The sequence below is a fragment of the Pseudomonas inefficax genome (assembly GCF_900277125.1).
Classification (GTDB): domain Bacteria; phylum Pseudomonadota; class Gammaproteobacteria; order Pseudomonadales; family Pseudomonadaceae; genus Aquipseudomonas; species Aquipseudomonas inefficax.
Window position 1 is genome coordinate 1 of record NZ_OPYN01000011.1, and the last position, 22,921, is coordinate 22,921.

10 protein-coding genes and 3 rRNA genes are annotated in these 22,921 nt (G+C 60.5%); 7 read left to right on the plus strand and 6 right to left on the minus strand.

Annotated elements, in window-relative coordinates; genetic code table 11:
• The 3 genes from JV551A3_RS01810 to rrf (JV551A3_RS01820) all read left to right on the plus strand — a co-directional run.
• Positions 1 to 665, plus strand: a 23S ribosomal RNA gene (locus tag JV551A3_RS01810); the annotation flags it as partial.
• Between the two features lie 131 nt (positions 666 to 796).
• A 5S ribosomal RNA gene (gene rrf, locus JV551A3_RS01815) occupies positions 797 to 912 on the plus strand.
• Positions 913 to 1,021: 109 nt separating this feature from the next.
• A 5S ribosomal RNA gene (rrf, locus tag JV551A3_RS01820) occupies positions 1,022 to 1,137 on the plus strand.
• 131 nt (positions 1,138 to 1,268) lie between these two features.
• Here rrf (JV551A3_RS01820) and JV551A3_RS01825 read toward each other — a convergent pair.
• From JV551A3_RS01825 to JV551A3_RS01840, 4 genes are all read right to left on the minus strand, one after another.
• Positions 1,269 to 3,749, minus strand: a complete 2,481-nt coding sequence (locus JV551A3_RS01825) for a TonB-dependent siderophore receptor (RefSeq protein WP_133978265.1) — start codon at positions 3,747 to 3,749, stop codon at positions 1,269 to 1,271.
• A 224-nt stretch (positions 3,750 to 3,973) separates the two neighbouring features.
• A complete protein-coding gene (locus JV551A3_RS01830) occupies positions 3,974 to 4,924 on the minus strand; it encodes a FecR domain-containing protein (protein WP_133978267.1) in 951 nt (316 codons plus the stop codon).
• 4 nt (positions 4,925 to 4,928) lie between these two features.
• Positions 4,929 to 5,432: a sigma-70 family RNA polymerase sigma factor gene (locus JV551A3_RS01835; protein WP_133969872.1), complete on the minus strand. Its 504-nt coding sequence runs from the start codon at positions 5,430 to 5,432 to the stop codon at positions 4,929 to 4,931.
• A 107-nt stretch (positions 5,433 to 5,539) separates the two neighbouring features.
• Positions 5,540 to 6,229 (minus strand): GntR family transcriptional regulator, encoded by a 690-nt coding sequence (locus JV551A3_RS01840; protein ID WP_112251646.1) that lies wholly within the window; start codon positions 6,227 to 6,229, stop codon positions 5,540 to 5,542.
• 203 nt (positions 6,230 to 6,432) lie between these two features.
• Here JV551A3_RS01840 and lapG point away from each other — a divergent pair, with 203 nt between their 5' ends.
• Both lapG and lapD read left to right on the plus strand, forming a co-directional pair.
• Positions 6,433 to 7,194 carry a cysteine protease LapG gene (gene lapG / locus JV551A3_RS01845; protein WP_177421240.1) on the plus strand — a complete coding sequence of 254 codons (762 nt, stop codon included), beginning with the start codon at positions 6,433 to 6,435 and terminating at the stop codon, positions 7,192 to 7,194.
• A 10-nt stretch (positions 7,195 to 7,204) separates the two neighbouring features.
• Positions 7,205 to 9,151: a cyclic di-GMP receptor LapD gene (gene lapD / locus JV551A3_RS01850; protein ID WP_133969873.1), complete on the plus strand. Its 1,947-nt coding sequence runs from the start codon at positions 7,205 to 7,207 to the stop codon at positions 9,149 to 9,151.
• Between the two features lie 107 nt (positions 9,152 to 9,258).
• Here the strand turns inward: lapD and JV551A3_RS01855 are convergent, their stop codons facing one another.
• Positions 9,259 to 10,635 (minus strand): HlyD family type I secretion periplasmic adaptor subunit, encoded by a 1,377-nt coding sequence (locus JV551A3_RS01855; protein ID WP_085602323.1) that lies wholly within the window; start codon positions 10,633 to 10,635, stop codon positions 9,259 to 9,261.
• Positions 10,625 to 12,781, minus strand: coding sequence for a type I secretion system permease/ATPase (locus JV551A3_RS01860; RefSeq protein ID WP_133969874.1), 2,157 nt, complete (start codon positions 12,779 to 12,781; stop codon positions 10,625 to 10,627). The genes JV551A3_RS01855 and JV551A3_RS01860 overlap by 11 nt, the downstream gene beginning before the upstream one ends.
• 895 nt (positions 12,782 to 13,676) lie before the next feature.
• Here JV551A3_RS01860 and JV551A3_RS01865 point away from each other — a divergent pair.
• Together JV551A3_RS01865 and JV551A3_RS30895 are read left to right on the plus strand one after the other, a co-directional pair.
• Positions 13,677 to 22,604: a retention module-containing protein gene (locus JV551A3_RS01865; RefSeq protein ID WP_235874530.1), complete on the plus strand. Its 8,928-nt coding sequence runs from the start codon at positions 13,677 to 13,679 to the stop codon at positions 22,602 to 22,604.
• Positions 22,605 to 22,921 (plus strand): immunoglobulin-like domain-containing protein (locus tag JV551A3_RS30895; protein WP_235874531.1); only part of this gene is annotated, 317 nt, incomplete at its 3' end.

The following is a 22,921-nucleotide window of genomic DNA, read 5'->3' on the forward strand; positions in this document are numbered from 1 at the left end:
TAGTTTGACTGGGGCGGTCTCCTCCCAAAGAGTAACGGAGGAGTACGAAGGTGCGCTCAGACCGGTCGGAAATCGGTCGTAGAGTATAAAGGCAAAAGCGCGCTTGACTGCGAGACAAACACGTCGAGCAGGTACGAAAGTAGGTCTTAGTGATCCGGTGGTTCTGTATGGAAGGGCCATCGCTCAACGGATAAAAGGTACTCCGGGGATAACAGGCTGATACCGCCCAAGAGTTCATATCGACGGCGGTGTTTGGCACCTCGATGTCGGCTCATCACATCCTGGGGCTGAAGCCGGTCCCAAGGGTATGGCTGTTCGCCATTTAAAGTGGTACGCGAGCTGGGTTTAGAACGTCGTGAGACAGTTCGGTCCCTATCTGCCGTGGACGTTTGAGATTTGAGAGGGGCTGCTCCTAGTACGAGAGGACCGGAGTGGACGAACCTCTGGTGTTCCGGTTGTCACGCCAGTGGCATTGCCGGGTAGCTATGTTCGGAAGAGATAACCGCTGAAAGCATCTAAGCGGGAAACTTGCCTCAAGATGAGATCTCACTGGGATCTTGAATCCCCTAAAGGGCCGTCGAAGACTACGACGTTGATAGGTTGGGTGTGTAAGCGCTGTGAGGCGTTGAGCTAACCAATACTAATTGCCCGTGAGGCTTGACCATATAACACCCAAGCAATTTGCTGACGCAGATTGCGGTGGTGAAGACGAAAGAACCGAAAGTTCGCAACATCACAAATATCGCATATCCGAATTCGCTGGGCTGTCCATCCGGACATTCTGGCAACAGAATTTCTTGACGACCATAGAGCATTGGAACCACCTGATCCCATCCCGAACTCAGCAGTGAAACGATGCATCGCCGATGGTAGTGTGGGGTTTCCCCATGTGAGAGTAGGTCATCGTCAAGATTCATTTCGCAAAACCCCTATCTGCACATGCAGGTAGGGGTTTTGTCTTTAAGTAGGAACTACAGAGATTTGCAGGCACGTCCGAGGGACGGGCCAGCACACAGAATTTCTTGACGACCATAGAGCATTGGAACCACCTGATCCCATCCCGAACTCAGCAGTGAAACGATGCATCGCCGATGGTAGTGTGGGGTTTCCCCATGTGAGAGTAGGTCATCGTCAAGATTCAAATCCAAAGCCCCTGTCTGCGATGCAGACAGGGGCTTTGTCTTTTCCGGTGGGGCATTCAGGCGAGCGCGCTTTCCGTGTAGTAGCGGCCTTGTGTCGCGATCGGAAGCGCAGCGGCCGCCATAGACTCAGAACTGATAGCTGACCGTAGCGCTGACATTGCGCTCTTCACCCATGTAGCAATAGTTCAGGCTGGCACACGAGGTGATGTAGCTTTCATTGGTAAGGTTGTTAGCGTTCAGGCGAACATCCATCCCCCGGAGACCGACCTTGCCCAGGTCATAGCCGATCGAGGCGTCGAACAAGGTATAGGAAGGCACCTTCATGCTGTTTTCCGCATCCACCCAGCTGTACCCCACGTACCGCACCCCACCGCCCAAGCGCAGGCCATCCAGTGCCCCCTGGTGGAAGTTGTAGTCAGCCCAAAGCGAGAACATCTGTTTCGGTGCCTGGGTTGGTGAATTGCCCTTGTTATCAAGACTGGCCGACACCAGGCTGGGCATCGACTTTGCGTATTCGATATCGGTAAAGGTATAGCCGCCAAGCAGTTTCAGGCTATCGGTCAGCTGCACATGGGCCTCCAGCTCCAGCCCTTGTGAGCGCACTTGCCCTACAGGGCGATAGAAGTCCTCGTCAGGCTGCTTCGAGGCCAGGTTCTCTTGCTCGATGCGGAACACCGATGCGGTGAACAGGTTGTCGCTACCCGGCGGCTGATACTTGATACCAGCCTCCCATTGAGTGCCCTCGGTCGGTGCCAGAGGGCGGCCTTGCTGGTCGGATACGGTATTGGGGTTGAACGACTCCGAGTAGCTGGCATAGGGCGCAATACCGTTCTCGAACAGGTAGAGCACACCTGCGCGGGTAGTGAACCTGGAGCGCTGGTCACTGACCTTGGTGTTGCTGTCGCGATTCTCCTCGGACACCTTCACCCAGTCCTGGCGCAGCCCCAACGAGAAGCGCCATTGGTCCAGCTCCACCAGGTCCTGCAGGTAAACGCCCGTTTGCTGCAGGCGCCGCTGGTAGCGGTTCTCGCCCAGTACCTGAAGGTTGCCATTGCCGTACTGCGGATTGCCGGCATCCAGCGGGTCGACTGTGCCATAACGCCAGGCCACGTCGGCCTTGCGTCGCTGGTAGTCGGCGCCCAGCAGCAGGGTATGTTTGGCGGCCCCGGTGAAGAATTCCGCCTGCAGCATGTTGTCGATGATGTACGAATGCAGGCGTTCGTCGCCGCCGGTATAGGCGCGGTTGAGGATATTGCTGTTGGCGTCCGCCCAACCGGCGGAATACACCTGGTCCATCGACACATCAGAATCCTGGTAGCGGAAGTTCTGTCGCGCAGTGAACACATCGTTGAAGCGATGCTCGAACTGGTAGCTGAAGGATTGTTGGGTGCGCTCGTAGTTGTCGATACCTGGCTCGCCTTCGAAGAAGTGGTCCGACAGACGCAAGCCGTTGCGCTTGTGCAGCATGCCATCTGCAGGGTTACCGCCGTGGTACCCGCCGTTTGGGTCGTGTTGCAGGTAGGCCTGCAGGGTCAGCGAGGTGTCTTCGTTGAAGTCGATACTGACGGCCGGCGCGATGGCGTAGCGTTCTTCCTTGTTGTGGTCGAACTGCGTGTCGGAAGCATCCGCCAGGCCTGTCAGGCGATAAGCGATACGCTTGTCGTCATCCAAAGGGCCGCTGAAGTCGAAACCCGTGCCACGTTGGCCCTGTGTACCGAGGGTGGCCTGGACTTGATGGTAGGGGGTAAACAGCGGCTTCTTGGTGGTCAGTGCCACCAGGCCTCCTGGGGAGCTACGGCCGTACAGTACCGAAGACGGTCCCTTGAGAATATCGATGCGCTCAAGGAAGTACGGGTCCACCTGCATGGTGCTGTAGGTTCCGTTATCGCCCATCGACTTGAGCCCGTCGACGTAGATGTTGTCTACCGAGCCGTCGTTGAAACCTCGCATGGCCACATAGTCATAACGATGAGTCGCACCGTAGGGGTTGGTCAGCACCCCCGGTGTGTAGCGCATGGCTTGGGCGACGGTTTGTGAGCCCTGGTCGTCCATCTGCTGACGGGTGACCACCGAGACCGATTGCGATGTCTCTACCAGTGGCATGCTGGTCTTGGTTGCAACCTGGCTGTGGGTCGCGTTGTAACCATCCATGCTGCCCAACGCATTGCCAAGGGTGAAGCTACGAACATCGGTGTCTGGCAATGACAATGCAGCGCCCTGGGGTTGTGCCTGCAACACGTAGCTGCGGCCATCCTGACTGACGGCTTCCAGGCCGCTGCCATTGAGCAACTGGCGCAGTGCCTGATCGGTTGGGTACTGTCCCTGCAGGCCGTTCGACTGCAAGCCTTGGGTGAGCTGAGGTGTACTGGACAAGGTGATGCCAGCCTGTCGGGCGAACTGGTTGAGCACGTCATCCAGCTGGCCGGCGGGGATCGCATAGTGGTGGCTCACCTGGGCCGTTTCAGCTGCCATGGACAGTTGCGGTGCGGCTGTCAGGCCCAACGCGGTGCCGAACAGGGCAGCACGGACTGCTTTGCGTAGTAGCGCTGATTGCAAGACAGGTCGAAAATCATTCGCGTTAAATGTGTGCACGGAGTCGGTTGGCATGAGGGGTCCGTTGAGGTGTGAGGGCAGGAGGTGTCGCTTACTGTCCTAGCCGGACCGGCATTCAAAACCCGTCAAAAAAGTTATTGGGCCGCTACGCGCCCCATCGCCGGCAAGCCAGCTCCCACGGGTATTGCATAGCCCTGAGACCTTGTGCGATCCCTGTGGGAGCTGGCTTGCCGGCGATGGGGCGCGAAGCGGCCCTGAACGCGATAGCCGCCGTCAGTTCAGGCCAGCCCCTCGACGCGAACCCACCAGCGTGTACGTTGGCGAAGCCGAACGGGCAGCGTCCGTGGCAGCAGTTGCAGCAGTTGCTCCGGGTCTTCGAGGCGGAATACACCGGACAGGCGCAAGTCTGCAATGTCATCGCTGCAGCCCAGGTAACCGTGGCGATAACGGCTGACCTGCGCGAGGAAGTCGAACAAGCGCATGTCCCGGGTGACGATCAGGCCCTCGGTCCAGGCCATCGCATCCATCGCCACCTGCTCGAGCCGGTGTTTACCTAGTGCATCCAGGCGCCAGTTCTGGCCGCTTTCGATCCATTGCAACTGGCCAGGCCGGTGTATCGCCACTCTGCCATGGCTGACACTGACCTGCGTGCAGTCGCTATCCTGGCGCACCACAAAGCGCCCTTCGAACCCTTCCAGTAACGCGTCTCGAGTTTCTACAAGCAAGGAACGCTGCGGGTTGCAGGCAATCATCAATTCCCCTTGCTTCAGACGGACCATACGCTGCTGGTCATTGAAGGCCAGGTCGACGGCACTGCGGGTATTGAGTTGCATCAGCGAGCCATCGGGAAGCGTAAAGCTGCGTCGTTCGCCCGTGCCGGTGGCGTAGTCCGATGTCCAGACGTTGACCGTATCAAGGTCTTTTCCCACCCATGCCGCCGTCCCCACCATGGCAGCGCCGCCAAGCAGCTTCAGCGCCTGTCGACGGTGCAGGCGGCGCTGGCTGGTCTCCAGGGTCTGCAATGCCAGCCCGGCGCCAGGGATGGCACGCAGGTCGAGATCCTGATGCAGGTGAATCACCCGTTGCCAGGCCTGTTCGTGTTCGTAGTGGGCTGTGCGCCATTGCCTGCACTCTTGCTGCAGGGCAGGGTCATGCCCGCTCTCGCGCAGCCTCAGCATCCACTGAATGGCCTGCTTTACCGCTGTTGCGCCAGGCTGTGCGGCGGTCATCGCGTCAGCACTCGTCGGCGTAACGCAGCAGGTAGCAATGGTAGAGTGCGTCGGCTATGTAGCGCTCCACGGTACGTATCGAAATCCCCATCTGGTCGGCGATGGCCTGGTGCTTCAGCCCTTCGCATTGGGCCAGCAGGAATGCGCGGCGTACTTTGGGCTTGAGGCCGTCGAGCATGCGCGCGATGCGCTCCAGCAACTCCAGCAGCAGCTCACGGGTTTCGGCCGAGGGGGCCTGTGCTTCCGGCACCTGTGCAAGTGCCTCGAGGTAGGCCTTGTGCAGTTCCTCGCGCCGCCAGTGATCGATCACCAGCCCACGCGCAACCGTTCGCAGGAAAGCCCGGGGCGTGTTCAGCTGCAAGTGTTCGCGACGCTGCAGCAGGCGCACGAAGGTATCCTGGGCCAGGTCTGCGGCATCGGCGGCGTTGCCCAGCTTGCTGCGTAGCCAGGCATGCAACCAGCCGTGGTGGTCACTGTAGAGCGTTTGCACGGAATCGTTGCTGGGCATGGGGAGGGCGCTGCCACCAATGGATATGAATGATAATTAGTCTCATTGTTGACAAGCGCCGATCAATTTGCAAGCCATCCGACCGCCCATGATGCAGTCACTACTTGCTAGCGGCGCAGTTGTGTATCCAGGTACTTGCGGATTACCCGCGATGCGTTATTCAAGTGCCGTTCCAGCACCGTTACTGCTTCGTCCACCAGCTTGTCGCCAGCGGCATCCGCCAGTGCGTTGTGATCGTCCTGGGTGAGCTTGCCCAAGCCCATGGACGAAAGATGAAACCGCAGGAAGCGCTCTTCCTCGTTCAGTTCGTCCTCGATCAGGCGCAGGAGCTTCTTGTTCGGCGCCTTGTTGTACAGCGACATGTGAAACAGGCGATTGAGGCGGCCGATTTCAGCGTGACGGGTTTCGTTTTCCAGTTGCTGGATATACCCGCGCGCGCTGGCGATGTCGTTGGCATCGAGCAACGGAATGGACTGGCGCAGCGCCTCGGTCTCGAGCAATACGCGCAAGGCATAGGTGTCCACCGCGTCCTCGCCGATCAACGGCGCAACAACCGCGCCCTTGTGCATCTCCACCTTCAGCAGCGATTGCGCTTCGAGCTGGCGCAGGGCCTCACGAACGGGCATGCGGCTGACACCGAACAAGGTAGCGAGCTCTTGCTGGCGTATGGCAGTACCTGGGGGCAAGCGGCCATCAAGAATGGCACTGCGCAGGCGTTCTTCGATCACGCCACGGGCCTGGTGCGGCAACAGCTGCTCGCTGGCCAGCACATTGCTCAATTTGATTTTCTCGGCCACGCGACGCCTGCCTCAACGATGACTAAAGTTGGATCCAATGACACTAGTAACAGCTCTTGGGGGTGTCAAACCTGTGCTTGTGATGGAACAGGCGCCCCAAAGCGCGGCTATGGTGGATGAAGTCGCCGGGCAAAGGAAGCGACCTATAGAAGGTTATAACCAGAAAGTGTAGGTCGACTGACCGGCGGGTGCATGATTGCAGGGTGCCATTGTTTTTTGCCTTGGCAAGCCGCACCATCGCTGCTTTCGACTGGCCTGAACAGGGCTACGCAGTGGCGATATCCTGGATGCTCAAAACCGTTGTGCAACGTCTCGGCCTTGCTGCGCTGTTGGGCAGCCTCCTGCTGGGCGGCTTGCACGCGGATTGGGACTTTTCCCAGATCAGCCGCAAGTCGCAGGCCCTGTATGGCCCCTTGGGTGCCGGGCAGGGCCGTATCGATGCCTGGCAGAACCTGATGGCAACACAGAAGCAGGGTACGGAGCTTGAGCGGCTGCAGGTGGTCAACCGCTTCTTCAACCAGCAATTGCGTTATGTCGAGGATATCGACCTGTGGCACGAGGTCGATTATTGGGCCACGCCGGTGCAGGCGCTGATCAAGGGCGCAGGGGACTGCGAAGACTACGCCATCGCCAAATATTTCAGCCTGCGGCGCATGGGCATCCCCAGCGAAAAGTTGCGCATCACCTACGTCAAGGCGCTGCGGCAGAACCGGGCGCACATGGTCCTGACCTATTATTCAAGCCCACAGGCACAGCCATTGGTGCTCGACAGCCTGATGGATGCCATCAAGCCGGCCAGCCAGCGTACCGACCTGCTGCCGGTATACGCCTTCAATGGTGAGGGTTTGTGGCTGACGGGCGCCGCAGGCAACAAGAAGGTCGGCGATACCAAGCGGCTCTCTCGCTGGCAGGATTTGCTGAAGAAAATGCAGGCCGAAGGGTTCCCGGCCGAGCCGGTTTACTGAAGGAGCACAGATGTCACTGTTCAAACAATTGCTGTTGGCCATTTGCCTGTTCCTGGTAGTCGCCTTCAGTGGCAGTTTCATGGTCAGCCTGGAAAGCTCGCGCAGCCAGTACGTCAACCAGTTGCGCTCGCACGCCCAGGATGCGGCGACAGCGCTGGCGCTGTCGCTGACACCGAATATCGATGACCCGGCGATGGTCGAGCTGATGGTCAGTTCGATCTTCGACAGTGGTTACTACTCGAGCATCAAGGTTGTCGACCTGGGCTCCAATGCTGTGCTGGTGGAGCGCCACGCCGAGCCGGACCCCGGCGGTGTGCCGCGCTGGTTCGTGCACCTGATCGGCCTGGAAGCCGCCGGTGGCGATGCCATCGTCAGCCGCGGCTGGCAGCAGGCCGCACGCGTTGAAGTGATCAGCCACCCGATGTTCGCTGTTGCCAAACTCTGGCAAAGCGCCTTGGGCAGCCTGGGTTGGCTGCTGTTGTGTGGCGCGGCCAGTGCGGTACTCGGCGCCTTGCTCCTGCGTCGCCAGTTGCGGCCGCTGGATTACATGGTCGAGCAGTCCCACGCCATTGCCCGCCGCGAGTTTCTCAGCCTGCCCGAGTTGCCCCGCACGCCGGAGCTGCGTCGGGTAGTGCAGGCGATGAACCAGATGGTAGAGAAGCTCAAGGCATTGTTCACCGAGCAGGCCGAGCGCAGTGAGCGGCTGCGTACCGAGTCCTACCAGGACAGCCTGACCGGGCTGTCCAACCGCCGTTATTTCGAGATGCAGTTGAACACCCGGGTGAGCAACCTGGAAGAAGCGCGTGCTGGGTACCTGCTGTTGTTGCGGGTCCAGGGGCTGGCAGGATTGAACGCCCGCCTTGGCGGCCAGCGCACCGACCAGTTATTGCAGGCCGTGGGTGAGCAGTTGCGTCGCACCTGTGCCAGCTACCCGGAGACCAACGACCTGATTTCCCGCAGCCGCGGGGGCGAGTTCGCCGTGCTGGCGCCGGGCATGGTGCATGAAGAGGCGGTACAGCTTGCCCAGGCCTTGGAAGCGACACTGCATAGCCTGCACGAAACAGGTGCCAGTGATATCGACCCGGTGGCTTGTATCGGCCTGGCGCCTTTCAGTCCCGGTGATTCACCACAGGCATTGCTGAAGCTTGCTGACGAGGCGCTGGCCCGCGCCGAAAACCAGCCAACGCCGGGTTGGGTGTGCCTTGAACAAGGTGTGGCTGCAGTTGCCGCGGATAGCCAGCATGTCTGGCACGAGCGGCTGGACCAGGCGTTCAACAATGGGCATTTCGAACTGTTCTTCCAGCCAGTGGTGGATTGCGCCTCTGCGCAACGGGTACTGCATCACAAAGTGATTTCGCGTTTGCAGGATGGCCAGGGCGAGGCGCTGCCGGCAGGCCGCTTCCTGCCCTGGCTGGAGCGCTTCGGGTGGATGCCGCGGCTTGATGTGCTGGTGTTGGAGAAGGTGCTCGCACACCTTCGAGGGCATGATCAGGTGTTGGCACTGAACCTGTCCGCCGCCACCCTGGCCGACCCCAAGGCCCTTCAACGTGTCTTCGAGCTTCTGGGCCAGAACACGGCGCTCGGCCCTCGGCTGGTTTTCGAAATTGGCGAGGAGCAGTTGCCTGAGCAAGCGGCCCTGGAGCAACTCACCCGACGCCTGCATGCTCTTGGCTTCGGCCTGGCGCTACAACGATTTGGTGGGCGTTTCAGCATGATCGGCAACCTGGCGCACCTGGGCCTGGCGTACCTGAAAATCGATGGTAGCTACATCCGCAACATTGACCAGGAGCAGCACAAGCGGCTGTTCATCGAAGCGATCCAGCGCGCCGCACACAGCATCGACCTGCCGCTGATCGCCGAGCGGGTCGAGACGGAAGGTGAGCGGTTGGTGTTGAGCGAGATGGGTGTGGGCGGGATTCAGGGGCAGTTGGTTGGTGAGCCTGCTCCCTGGCGCTGACAACTCGCAAGTATCGCCGAGGGTATGCAGTCCCTTGTAGGAGCGGCCTTGTGTCGCGAAAGGGCTGCACAAGGCCGCTCCTACCACGATCACGGTAGGGATGGCGATCAACGCTCGCGCAACGCTTCCGAACGCGCCTTCATGATCGGCTTGAGCAAGTAGCTCATGATGGTCTTCTTGCCGGTCATGATATCGACCGTCGCCACCATCCCCGGAATGATCAGCAGTGGCTTCTCGTCAGTGCCCAGGTGGCTGCGGTCGGTGCGCAGCTTGATCAGGTAGTAGGTGGTCTTCTTGTCTTCATCGGTGATGGTATCGGCACCGATCTGCTCCAGCTTGGCCTTCAGCCCACCGTAGATGGTGTAGTCATAGGCCGTGAACTTGACCGTCGCCTCTTGCCCCGGGTGCAGGAAGGCGATGTCCTTGGGCAGGATCTTCGCCTCGATGACCAGTGAGTCGTCCAGCGGCACGATTTCTATGATGTCGCTGCCGGGCTGGATCACCCCGCCAATGGTGTTCACCAACAGCTGCTTGACGATACCGCGTACCGGCGAAGTGACCATGGTCCGGTGCACGCGATCATCCAGCGCCTTGCTGGTCGCTGTGGCCTTGTTCAGCTCGGTGCGCGCTTCGTTCAGCTGGGTCAGTGCTTCGCTGCGGAATTTGCCACGGGTCTCTTCGATCTTGCTTTGCACCTCGCGAATGGCCGCTTCGGCACGCGGGATGGCCAGCGCCGTGGAATCCAGCTGACCGCGGTTCTCCACTTCGGCACGGCGCAGGCGCAGCACCTCAACCTGGGAGATCGCGCCGGTGGCCACCAGGGGCTCGGACATGCTGATCTCCTTGCGCAACAATTGCAGGCTGTTGGCGTACTGGGCGCGCTTCGAGCTGAACTCGCGCAGTTCCTGCTGGCGCTGGACCAGTTGTTGTTGCAAGCCACCAATCTCGTCCTGCAATTGCTGGCGCCGGCTCTGATACAGCGATTCTTCGTTTGCTGCCTGGCTCGGCGCGGCTTTGCGCAATTCCTCATCAATCTTCAAAGGGGTATCACCCACTTCGGCACTCAGGCGCTCGACGCGCAAGGCCATGGCCAGTCGGTCGGCCTCGGTTTCACCCACGTTGGAGGCGAAGCGGGTTTCATCCAGGCGCAGCAATGGCTGGCCCACTTCGACGATCTGCCCTTCCTTGGCGAAGATCTCGGCGACGATACCGCCCTCCAGGTTCTGGATCTTCTGCACCTTGGACGACGGAATGGCCTTGCCTTCACCCCGCGTAACTTCGTCGATGGGCGCGACGCTGGCCCACACGATCAGGAACACGAAGAACAGAATCACGCCCCAGATGGTCAGCCGCACGACTCGTGGCGCATCCTCGATCAGGGCCTTGTTGACCTCTGGCAGCGGCTGGCCGCCCAGTGAATCGGAACCTTTGAAATAACGCCGCAGGCCGTCCTTGAATTGCCCTACATCCAGCTTATGCAACACTGATCTGCCCCTTCTTCAGCGCATCCATGACCGCGGCTTTCGGGCCGTCGGCGACAATCTGCCCACGATCGATCACGATCAGTCGGTCTACCAGTGACAGCAGCGAGGCGCGGTGCGTGACCAGCAGCATCGTCTTGCTTTCCACTACCGCCTGCAGCCGTTGCTTGAGGCGTTCTTCGCCGGTGTTGTCCATGGCGCTGGTCGGTTCGTCCAGCAGCAGAATCTGCGGGTTGAGCAACAGCGCACGGCCCAGGGCGACGTTCTGTCGCTGGCCGCCGGACAGGTTCTGCCCACGCTCACCCACCTGCAGCTCATAGCCGTCCGGGTGCAACCGGGCGAACTCGTGCACGCCTGCCAGTTCGGCAGCCTGCAGAATCAGCTCATCCTCGATGTAGCGGGCCCCGCTCACCAAGTTATCGCGCAGGGTACCGGCCAGCAGCTGGATGTCCTGAGGCACGTAGCCGATGTTGTGGCGCAGTTCGCTGACATCGATCTGGCGAATGTCCACGCCATCGACCAGCAGCGAGCCGCCATCGGCCTCGTACAGGCCGACGATGAGCTTGGCCAGCGAGCTCTTGCCCGAGCCACTGCGGCCAATAATCCCCACCTTCTCGCCAGGGCGGATGGTGAGGTTGATGTTCTTAAGGGCCTGATTCTGTTGGTTCGGGTAGGTGAAATCGACCCCGCGGAACTCTACGCTGCCCTGCAGCACCTTGCGGCTCAGCGGGCGTTCTTCGAAGTTGCGCTCTTGCGGCAGTTCCATCATGTGATCGGTGGAAACCATGGTCACCTTGGCTTGCTGATAGCGAGCGAGCAGCCCGTTGAGCTGGCCCAGCGGGCCGAGGGCGCGGCCGCTGAGCATGTAGCACGCCACCAGGCCGCCCATGCTCAGATTGCCGTCGATGATCAGGTACACGCCAACGCAGATCATTGCCACGCCTGCCAGTTGCTGGATCAGCAGGGTGATGTTCATCGCCAGGCTCGACAGCACCTTCACCCGCAGTTCCAGGCGGCTGAGGGTGCCGAGTGTCTGCTCCCACATGTACTGGCGTTCGCTTTCGGCGTTGTTGACCTTTACCGCATCCAGGCCGGCAAGGGTCTCGATCAGGCTGGACTGGCGCTCCGAGGCCAGGGCCATGGTCCGCTCCATGGTCGCCATCAGTGGCCTTTGCAGTGCGTAACCGATGCCCAGGGCCAGCGGGAAGGCGATGATCGGGATCCACACCAGGTGCCCGCCAATGACAGCAATGACGATCAGGATCAGGACCGTGAACGGCAAGTCGATCAGGCTGGTCAGGGTCAGCGAGGCGAGGAAGTCACGCAGGCCCTGGAACTCGTGAATGTTCTGGGCAAAGCTGCCGACTCTGGCTGGGCGGTACTTCATCGACATGCCGACGATACGTTCGAACAGCGTTGCCGAAATGATCAGGTCGGTCTTCTTGCCAGCCAGGTCCAGGCACAAGCCGCGCAGGCCCTTGAGGATCAGGTCGAAGATGTAGGCGCCGGCGATGCCGATGGCCAGTACCCAGAGGGTCGAGGTGGCCTGGTTTGGTACTACCCGGTCATATACGTTCATCACGAACAGTGGCGCGGCCAGGGCGATAAGGTTGATCACCAGGCTGGCGGCGATGGCGTCGATATACAGCCATTTGCTGCGCAGCAAGGTATCGCGGAACCACGACTTGGCCCGGGGGATGAGGTTGCCGTGGTTGACGTCGAACTTGTGCTGCGGCTGGGCAAAGAATACCCGGCCACTGTAATCGCTCTGCAGGGCTTCGCGGCTGACATGCACCTCGCCGCCATCGCTCTCGCTGAGCAGCAGGCGTGCGGTGTCTTCGTTCTCCCAGCCCAGCAGGACGGCGCTGCGGCCTTCCTTGAGCAGCAACATGGCTGGCATGGCGATGCTCGGGATCTGCTCCAGCTTACGCTGCAGCAGGCGCCCCTGCAGGCCGGCCCTGGCGGCGGCGCGGGGCAGCAGCTCGGGGCTCAGGCGCTGGGCCGGCAGCGGCAGGCCGGTAGTCAGCATGACCCGGCTGGCGGGCTTCTGATGCAGGACACACAGGCTCAACAGACTATCCAGCAGGGGATCGTCATGCTGACTGCGTGGATCGTGGCTGAGTTGGACTCGACTGACTTCGGATTCCACGCGGCGCTCTCTTCATCCTTGGGTAGGTGGGGTGGGTGTGCCGCCGTTCAGGCTGGCTCACCCTGGCTTTCAACGGTGCTGCCAGGCAATGATCATGAGGCTACGGCACCTTGGCGTACGGGCCAATGGTCGCCTTGAATCGGTATTGAGTAAACAATTCTACGGTCTTCATTCCTGGCAGACGATGCTGTTAGGTGGATGTTTCATTTTTGATCCAGTCAGCTCCAAGCCGAATCAGTTTCAGCATAGCCTGCCATCCGGCTGGCGCAGGTGTAGTCGGTATCGACTCATGCCATGTCAATAAGCAGGCGCTTATTTATTGACGGTGCTCAGTAAGTAAGTGCGCAAGATATATTTGTTGGCAAGCAGGTCGCCAACAGACTGGGCTCGACAATCGGCAACGCTTTCTCATTTTCGGGCCTGCAGTATTTGCACAGTGTCGCTATCTCCTTGATCTACAGCAAGTTACGCAGCGGTACCGCCTTCAGGCAAGGTTTGTGCTTGTGTCCAAGCAATGGCCCGAGCTAGCGAAAGTAACTTGACGCTTGAATCGTTGTTAGCTGCCGATGAGCGGTTGTCCTGGCGCGGTCTTTACGGTACGCAGGTCGGGAGAAGATGCTGAAAAGTACCCACTGAACGCGCTTTCGATGATGTACGGCACTTATTTACAAAGACGCGTGGCTAGGATCCAAATATCAATGTGACATTACATTGTTGATTGTTTAGGATTGCATTATATAAGGTCAATTGTTTGGCATTTGGTCAATTCCAAAAAGTTATAGACAGGATATTGACGCCAATAAGCGGAAAGAGATCATCGACATAGTTCCGCCTGAAGTGGTCTGCGAGTGCCGCTCTGGCAGGGAAGTACCCATCGGGTCACACGGAGAGTCCAATGAGCAGCGTTGTAGCCATCGTCAAAAGTATTGTCGGCCAGGTTATTGCGGTATCCCCAGAGGGCATTCGACGTGTTCTGATCGAAGGGGACCGCCTGCTGGCTGGTGAGGAAGTGCTCACCGGTCCGGGCGGTGCAGTCACTTTGGAACTGGCCGATGGCCGTGTGCTCGACCTGGGGCGAGACAGTCAGTGGAGCGCTGATGCGCCGGAAAGCAGCACCGACCTGAGCCAGGCTACCGCGCAGGCCGCACCGTCGGTGGAGGAACTGCAACAGGCGATCGCTGCCGGTGTCGACCCGACTACCGAGCTTGAAGCGCCCGCGGCTGGCCCATCGTCAGCGGGCGGTGGTGGCGCACTTGGCGGTGGCCACAGCTTTGTCATGCTCGAAGAAACCGCGGGCCGGGTCGACGCTACCGTCGGCTTCCCGACCGACGGGCTTGGCTTTGCTGCCGTGCTCGATGGAGAAGAGGTTGGCGTGCTGGATACCACCAGCAACAACCAGCTGACTACACCGACAGCGGACACCAGCGTTGCTACCGACCTGGTTCTTGGCGCTACCCCTTCCATCAGCGAAGCGGGTGGCGTAATCGTGTATACCGCTACGGTTGGCCAAGCGCCGAGTACCAACCTGGTGATCACCCTTTCCAACGGGGCCGTAATAGTCATTCCGGCCGGGCAGACCTCGGGTAGCGTCAACGTCGTGGTCCCGGCAAACGATACCCCGTATATCGACGGCGGCCAGATTTCGGCGACCGTAACGGGCACCACCGGGGGCGGCGGGCTGACGGTGACTGTGCCGCAAACCCCAGCGGTTACCCAGGTTACCGATACCGTCGACACCACGACTGCGACGCTGACCGCTTCGCCAAGCGTTACTGAAGGCGGTGTAATCACTTACACCGTGACCCTGAGCAACCCGGCGCAGAGCCCGGTCACTGTGACCTTGTCCAACGGCCAGACCATCACCGTTGAAGCCGGCAAGACCCAGGGCAGCGTCGATTTCCAGACCCCGGGCAACGACGTCTACAACAATGGCTCGACCGTCAGCACGACGATTACCGGTGCGACCGGCGGGAACTTCGAGCAGTTGGTGCCGAATCCGACTCCAGCTCAAACCACGATCAACGATTCGACCGACAACACCACCGCAACGCTGACCGCTTCGCCAAGCGTGACTGAAGGCGGTGTTATCACTTACACCGTGACCCTGAGCAATCCGGCCCAGAGCCCGGTCACTGTGACCTTGTCCAACGGCCAGACCATCACTGTCGAAGCCGGCAAGACCCAGGGCAGCGTCGATTTCCAGACCCCGGGCAACGACGTCTACAACAACGGCTCGACCGTCAGCACGACGATTACCGGTGCGACCGGTGGCAACTTCGAGCAGCTGACGCCGAACCCGACCCCGGCTCAGACCACGATCAACGACTCGGTCGACAACACCACCGCGACCCTGACGGCGACTCCGTCGGTGACCGAAGGCGGTGTGATCACTTACACCGTGACCCTGAGCAATCCGGCCCAGAGCCCGGTCACTGTGACCTTGTCCAACGGCCAGACCATCACCGTTGAAGCCGGCAAGACCCAGGGAAGCGTCGATTTCCAGACTCCGGCCAACGACGTCTACAACAACGGCTCGACTGTCAGCACGACGATTACCGGTGCGACCGGCGGGAACTTCGAGCAGTTGGTGCCGAATCCGACCCCGGCTCAAACCACGATTAACGACTCGACCGACACCACCACCGCGACCCTGACCGCTTCGCCAAGCGTGACCGAAGGCGGTGTTATCACTTACACCGTGACCCTGAGCAATCCGGCGCAGACGCCGGTGACCGTGACCTTGTCCAACGGCCAGACCATTACCGTCGAAGCCGGCAAGACTCAGGGCAGTGTCGACTTCCAGACCCCGGCCAACGACGTCTACAACAACGGTTCGACCGTCAGCACCATCATTACTGGTGCTACCGGCGGCAACTTCGAGCAGCTGACCCCGAACCCGACTCCGGCTCAAACCACGATCAACGACTCGGTCGACACCACCACCGCAACGCTGACCGCTTCGCCAAGCGTGACCGAAGGCGGTGTCATCACTTACACCGTAACCCTGAGCAATCCGGCCCAGGCCCCGGTAACCGTGACCCTGTCCAATGGCCAGACCATCACCGTCGAAGCCGGCAAGACGCAGGGCAGTGTCGACTTCCAGACCCCAGGCAACGACGTCTACAACAACGGCTCGACCGTCAGCACGACGATTACCGGTGCGACCGGTGGCAACTTCGAGCAGCTGACGCCGAACCCGACCCCGGCTCAGACCACGATCAACGACTCGGTCGACAACACTACCGCGACCCTGACGGCGACCCCGTCGGTGACCGAAGGCGGTGTGATCACTTACACCGTGACCCTGAGCAACCCAGCCCAGACGCCGGTGACCGTGACCCTGTCCAACGGCCAGACCATCACCGTTGAAGCCGGCAAGACTCAGGGCAGTGTCGACTTCCAGACCCCGGGCAACGATGTCTACAACAATGGCTCGACCGTCAGCACCACGATTACCGGTGCGACCGGTGGCAACTTCGAGCAGCTGACCCCGAATCCGACTCCAGCTCAGACCGCGATCAACGACTCGGTCGACAACACTACCGCGACCCTGACGGCGACCCCGTCGGTGACCGAAGGCGGTGTGATCACTTACACCGTGACCCTGAGCAACCCAGCCCAGACCCCGGTGACCGTGACCCTGTCCAATGGCCAGACCATCACCGTCGAAGCCGGCAAGACGCAGGGCAGTGTCGACTTCCAGACCCCGGGCAACGACGTTTACAACAACGGTTCGACCGTCAGCACCATCATTACTGGTGCTACCGGCGGCAACTTCGAGCAACTGACCCCGAACCCGACTCCGGCTCAAACCACGATCAACGACTCGGTCGACACCACCACCGCAACGCTGACCGCTTCGCCAAGCGTGACCGAAGGCGGTGTCATCACTTACACCGTGACCCTGAGCAACCCGGCGCAGACGCCGGTCACCGTGACCCTGTCCAACGGCCAGACCATTACCGTCGAAGCCGGCAAGACCCAGGGCAGTGTCGACTTCCAGACCCCGGGCAACGACGTCTACAACAACGGCTCGACCGTCAGCACCACGATTACCGGTGCGGCCGGTGGCAACTTCGAGCAACTGACGCCGAATCCGACTCCGGCTCAAACCACGATCAACGATTCGGTCGACACCACCACCGCGACCCTGACCGCTTCGCCAAGCGTGACTGAAGGCGGTGTCATCACTTACACCGTGACCCTGAGCAATCCGGCCCAGACCCCGGTCACCGTAACCTTGTCCAACGGCCAGACCATTACCGTCGAAGCGGGCAAGACCCAGGGCAGTGTCGACTTCCCGACCCCGGCCAACGACGTCTACAACAACGGCTCGACCGTCAGCACCACGATTACCGGTGCTACCGGTGGCAACTTCGAGCAGTTGGTGCCGAACCCGACCCCGGCTCAGACCACGATCAACGATTCGGTCGACAACACCACCGCGACCCTGACGGCGACTCCGTCGGTGACCGAAGGCGGTGTCATCACCTACACCGTGACCCTGAGCAACCCGGCGCAGACGCCGGTCACCGTGACCCTGTCCAATGGCCAGACCATCACCGTCGAAGCCGGCAAGACCCAGGGCAGTGTCGACTTCCAGACCCCGGGCAACGACGTCTACAACAACGGCTCGACCGTCAGCACCACGATTACCGGTGCTACCGGTGGCAACTTCGAGCAGTTGGTGCCGAACCCGACCCCGGCTCAGACCACGATCAACGATTCGGTCGACAACACCACCGCGACTCTGACCGCTTCGCCAAGCGTGACCGAAGGCGGTGTCATCACCTACACCGTGACCCTGAGCAATCCGGCCCAGACCCCGGTCACCGTAACCTTGTCCAACGGCCAGACCATTACCGTAGAAGCGGGCAAGACCCAGGGCAGTATCGACTTCCAGACTCCGGGCAACGACGTCTATAACAACGGCTCGACCGTCCATGTCACCATCAACAGTGCCACCGGCGGCAATTTCGAGCAGCTGACGCCAGACCCGACGCCCGCATCGACTGTCATCAATGACAGTATCGATACCGTCACCGTTAGCATCGTCAGTAATGGCAACGTGACCGAGGACCAGCAGCCGTCCTTCACGGTGAAAGTGAGCCAGGCACTGGACCGTCCGTTGACGGTTACCTTGTCGAACGGCGATACCGTGACCATCGAGGCCGGCAAGACCGAAGTGGAATACAAGACCGCCGCCCAGGGTGATGACGTCATCCAGGATGCCGGCTCCGTCACGCTCAGCGTCACGGATGCCACCGTCTCGGGTGCCACCTTCGAGAAGCTGACCTTCGGAGACCCGGCTACCGTTGAAATCTCGGACACCATCAGTGAAGTCGTCGCCAAGCTGACCGCCACCGAGTCCGTCACCGAAGGTGGCGAAATTACCTATACCGTTACGCTGACCAGCAAGGATGGCCTGCCGCTCAACAACCAAGCGCCGCTGTATTTCACCCTCAGCGATGGCAAGACCGTTATTGAGGTACCAGCCAACAGCACAACCGGTTCGATCACCGTTACCGCGCCAGACAACGTCTACATAGGCGCCAATCCGTCGGTGGTCAACGCGATCGACTCGGTCAGCGGTGCGGATGTTTGGAAGTTCGAAAAGCTGACCCTGGACAAGACCGAGGTCAGTACCACAGTGACTGACGAGCCCGGCACCCCCGGCACTGGGGGCGATCTCGTTCTGGTCAGCATCGAGGCCGACCAGGTGTCGGTCCCCGAGAACCAGAACCCGACCTTTACCGTGAGGGTCAACACCGTTCTGGCGCACGATCTTGTCGTGACGTTGAGCAACAATGCCCAGGTCACGATCAAGGCGGGGCAAACCAGCGCGCAGTACACCCATACCGAACAGGGTGACGACGTCTACCAGGATGCCGGCACCATCGGTGTTGGCATCAAAGGGGCGACCGATAGCGCAGGCAGCACTTTCGAGAACCTGCAGTTTGGCGGCGACGCGTCGGTGAAAGTGACTGACACCATCAACGAAGTGGTGGCCAGGCTGACGGCTACCGATTCCGTCACCGAAGGCGGCCAGATCACCTACACCGTCACGCTGACCAGCCAGGACGGCCTGCCGATCAACAACCATCAGCCGCTGTACTTCACCCTCAGCGACGGCAAGACCGTTATTGAGGTGCCGGCCAACAGCAACACCGGCTCGATCACCGTGACCGCGCCGAATGATGTCTATGTAGGCGCTCAGCCTGTAGTGAACGCGATCGACGCGGTCAGCGGTGCAGACGCCTGGAAGTTTGAAAAGCTGACCTTGGACAAGGCGCCAGTCAGCACAACGGTCACTGATGGGCCAGGCTCCGAGGACACTACCAGCCTGACGCTGTCTGCGACACCGACAGTGGCCGAAGGCGGCAAGATCACCTATACCGCCACCTTGACCAACAAGGCAGGCACCGACCTGGTGATCAAACTGAGCAACGGTGAGAGCATCACCATTGCCGCGGGCCAAAAGGAAGCTTCGATCACCATCGACGCGCCTAGCGACGACGTATACGTCGATGCCGCCAACCTGAGCGTGACCGTCACCGGCACCACTGGGGGTGACTTCGAGAAGCTGGACGTTAGCAGCACTGCGGCTGTGACGAAGGTGACCGATACCATCGACACCACCACCGTCACCCTGACGGCGACTTCTACTGTCGCTGAAGGCGGCGTTGTCACCTACGCCGCGTCGGTCAACCACAAGGTCACTGGTTCCGATCTGGTAGTGAAATTGGCCAACGGCCAGACCATCACCATCCCGGTTGGCGAATCGTCGGCATCGGTGCCATTCACCGCACCGAACAACGTCCACAACACCAACCTGGACCTCACCAACAAGATCACCAATATCTCGGGCGGCAACTACGAGAAGACTGTGGCGGTTGGCGAGCCAGTGACCACTGTCACTGACAACCCTGCGACCCCGGACATCACCACGCTCTCGCTGACCGCGACCGACACCGTGGCCGAAGGCGGCAAAATCACTTACACCGCTACCTTGGGCAACAAGGCCGGCACCGATCTGGTGATCAAGCTGAGCAACGGCGAGAGCATCACCATTGCCGCCGGCTCGAAGGAAGCATCGATCACCATCGATGCACCGAGCGACGACGTGTACGTCGATGCTGCCAACCTGAGCGTGACCGTCACCGGCACCACCGGTGGTGATTTCGAGAAGCTGGATGTCAGCAGCACTGCGGCTGTGACCAAGGTGACCGACACCATCGACACCACCACCGTCACCCTGACGGCGACTTCGACTGTCGCTGAAGGTGGGGTGGTGACCTACACCGCGTCGGTCAACCACAAAGTCACCGGTTCCGACCTGGTGGTGAAATTGGCCAACGGCCAATCCATCACCATCCCGGTTGGCGAATCGTCGGCATCGGTGCCGTTCACCGCACCGAACAACGTCCACAACACCAACCTGGACCTGAGCAACAAGATCACCAGCATCTCGGGCGGCAACTACGAGAAGACCGTAGCCGTAGGCGAGCCAGTGACTACCGTCACCGACAACCCTGCAACCCCGGACATCACCACGCTTTCGCTGACCGCGACCGACACCGTGGCCGAAGGTGGCAAGATCACCTACACCGCTACGCTGTCCAACCCGGCGGGTACTGCTCTGACCGTCAAGCTGAGCAACGGCGAGAGCATCACCATCGCGGCGGGTCAGAAAGAAGCCTCGATCACCATCGATGCACCGAGCGACGATGTGTATGTCGATGCCGCCAACCTGAGCGTGACCGTCACCGGCACCACCGGTGGTGACTTCGAGAAACTCGACGTCAGCAGCATTGCAGCTGTGACCAAGGTGACCGATACCATCGACACCACCACCGTGACCTTGACCGCGACTTCGACTGTCGCCGAAGGCGGCGTGGTCACCTACACCGCGTCGGTCAACCACAAGGTCACCGGTTCGGATCTGGTAGTGAAATTGGCCAACGGCCAGACCATCACCATCCCGGTGGGCGAGTCGTCGGCATCGGTGCCATTCACCGCACCGAACAACGTCCACAACACCAACCTGGACCTGACCAACAAGATCACCAGCATCTCGGGCGGCAACTACGAGAAGACCGTGGCGGTTGGGGAGCCAGTGACCACTGTCACCGACAACCCGGCGACCCCGGACATCACCACGCTCTCGCTGACTGCAACGGATACCGTGGCCGAAGGCGGCAAGATCACCTACACCGCCACCCTGAGCAACAAGGCCGGCACCGATCTGGTGATCAAACTGAGCAACGGCGAGAGCGTCACCATTGCCGCGGGCCAGAAGGAAGCTTCGATCACCATCGACGCACCGAGCGACGACGTGTACGTCGATGCGGAAGACCTGAGCGTGACCGTCACCGGCACCACCGGTGGCGACTTCGAGAAACTTGAAGTCAGCAGCACGGCAGCTGTGACCAAGGTGACCGATACCATCGACACCACCACCGTGACCCTGACCGCCACGCAAAGCGTGGTCGAAGGCGGCGTTGTCACCTACACCGCGTCGGTCAATCACAAAGTCACCGGTTCCGACCTGGTGGTGAAACTGGCCAACGGCCAGACCATCACCATCCCGGTGGGGGAGTCGTCTGCGTCGGTACCGTTCACCGCGCCAGACAATGCCTACAACACCAACCTGGACCTGACCAACAAGATCACCGACATCTCGGGCGGCAACTACGAGAAGACCGTAGCTGTGGGCGAGCCGGTGACGACCGTGACCGACGGTCCAGGCACCAAGGACATGACCCACCTGACCCTGAGCGCGACACCGACGGTTGCCGAGGGTGGAAAAATCACTTACACCGCGACCTTGACCAACAAGGCCGGCACCGATCTGGTCATCAAACTGAGCAATGGCGAGACCATCACCATCGCTGCCGGCTCGAAGGAGGCCTCGATCACTGTCGACGCCCCGAGCGACGACGTCTACATCGATGCTGAAGTGCTTCAGGTCAAAGTGACCGAAACCTCGGGTGGTGATTTCGAGAAACTGAATGTAAACAGCGGCGCAGCCGTGACCAAGGTCACTGACACCATCGACACCACTACCGTGACCCTGACCGCGACTTCGACCGTGGCAGAAGGCGGCGTTGTCACCTACACCGCGTCGGTCAACCACAAGGTCACCGGTTCCGATCTGGTAGTGAAATTGGCCAACGGCCAGACCATCACCATCCCGGTTGGCGAATCGTCGGCATCGGTGCCATTCACCGCACCGAACAACGTCCACAACACCAACCTGGACCTGAGCAACAAGATCACCAGCATCTCGGGTGGCAATTACGAGAAGACCGTAGCCGTTGGCGAGCCAGTGACCACTGTCACCGACAACCCGGCGACCCCGGACATCACCACGCTCTCGCTCACCGCGACCGACACCGTGGCCGAAGGTGGCAAGATCACCTACACCGCCACCTTGAGCAACAAGGCGGGCACCGATCTGGTGATCAAGCTGAGCAACGGCGAGAGCATCACCATTGCCGCGGGCCAGAAGGAAGCTTCGATCACCATCGACGCACCGAGCGACGATGTGTATGTCGATGCCGCCAATCTGAGCGTGACCGTCACCGGTACCACCGGTGGTGATTTCGAGAAGCTGGATGTCAGCAGCACTGCGGCTGTGACGAAGGTGACTGATACCATCGACACCACTACCGTGACCCTGACCGCGACGTCGACTGTCGCCGAAGGCGGCGTTGTCACCTACACCGCGTCGGTCAACCACAAGGTCACCGGTTCCGATCTGGTAGTGAAATTGGCCAACGGCAAGACAATCACCATCCCCCTTGGCCTCGCGTCGGCATAGGTGCGATTAACCGCACCGAACAACGTCCACAACACCAACCTGGACCTGAGCAACAAGATCACCAGCATCTCGGGTGGCAATTACGAGAAGACCGTAGCCGTTGGCGAGCCAGTGACCACTGTCACCGACAACCCGGCGACCCCGGACATCACCACGCTCTCGCTCACCGCGACCGACACCGTGGCCGAAGGTGGCAAGATCACCTACACCGCCACCTTGAGCAACAAGGCGGGCACCGATCTGGTGATCAAGCTGAGCAACGGCGAGAGCATCACCATTGCCGCGGGCCAGAAGGAAGCTTCGATCACCATCGACGC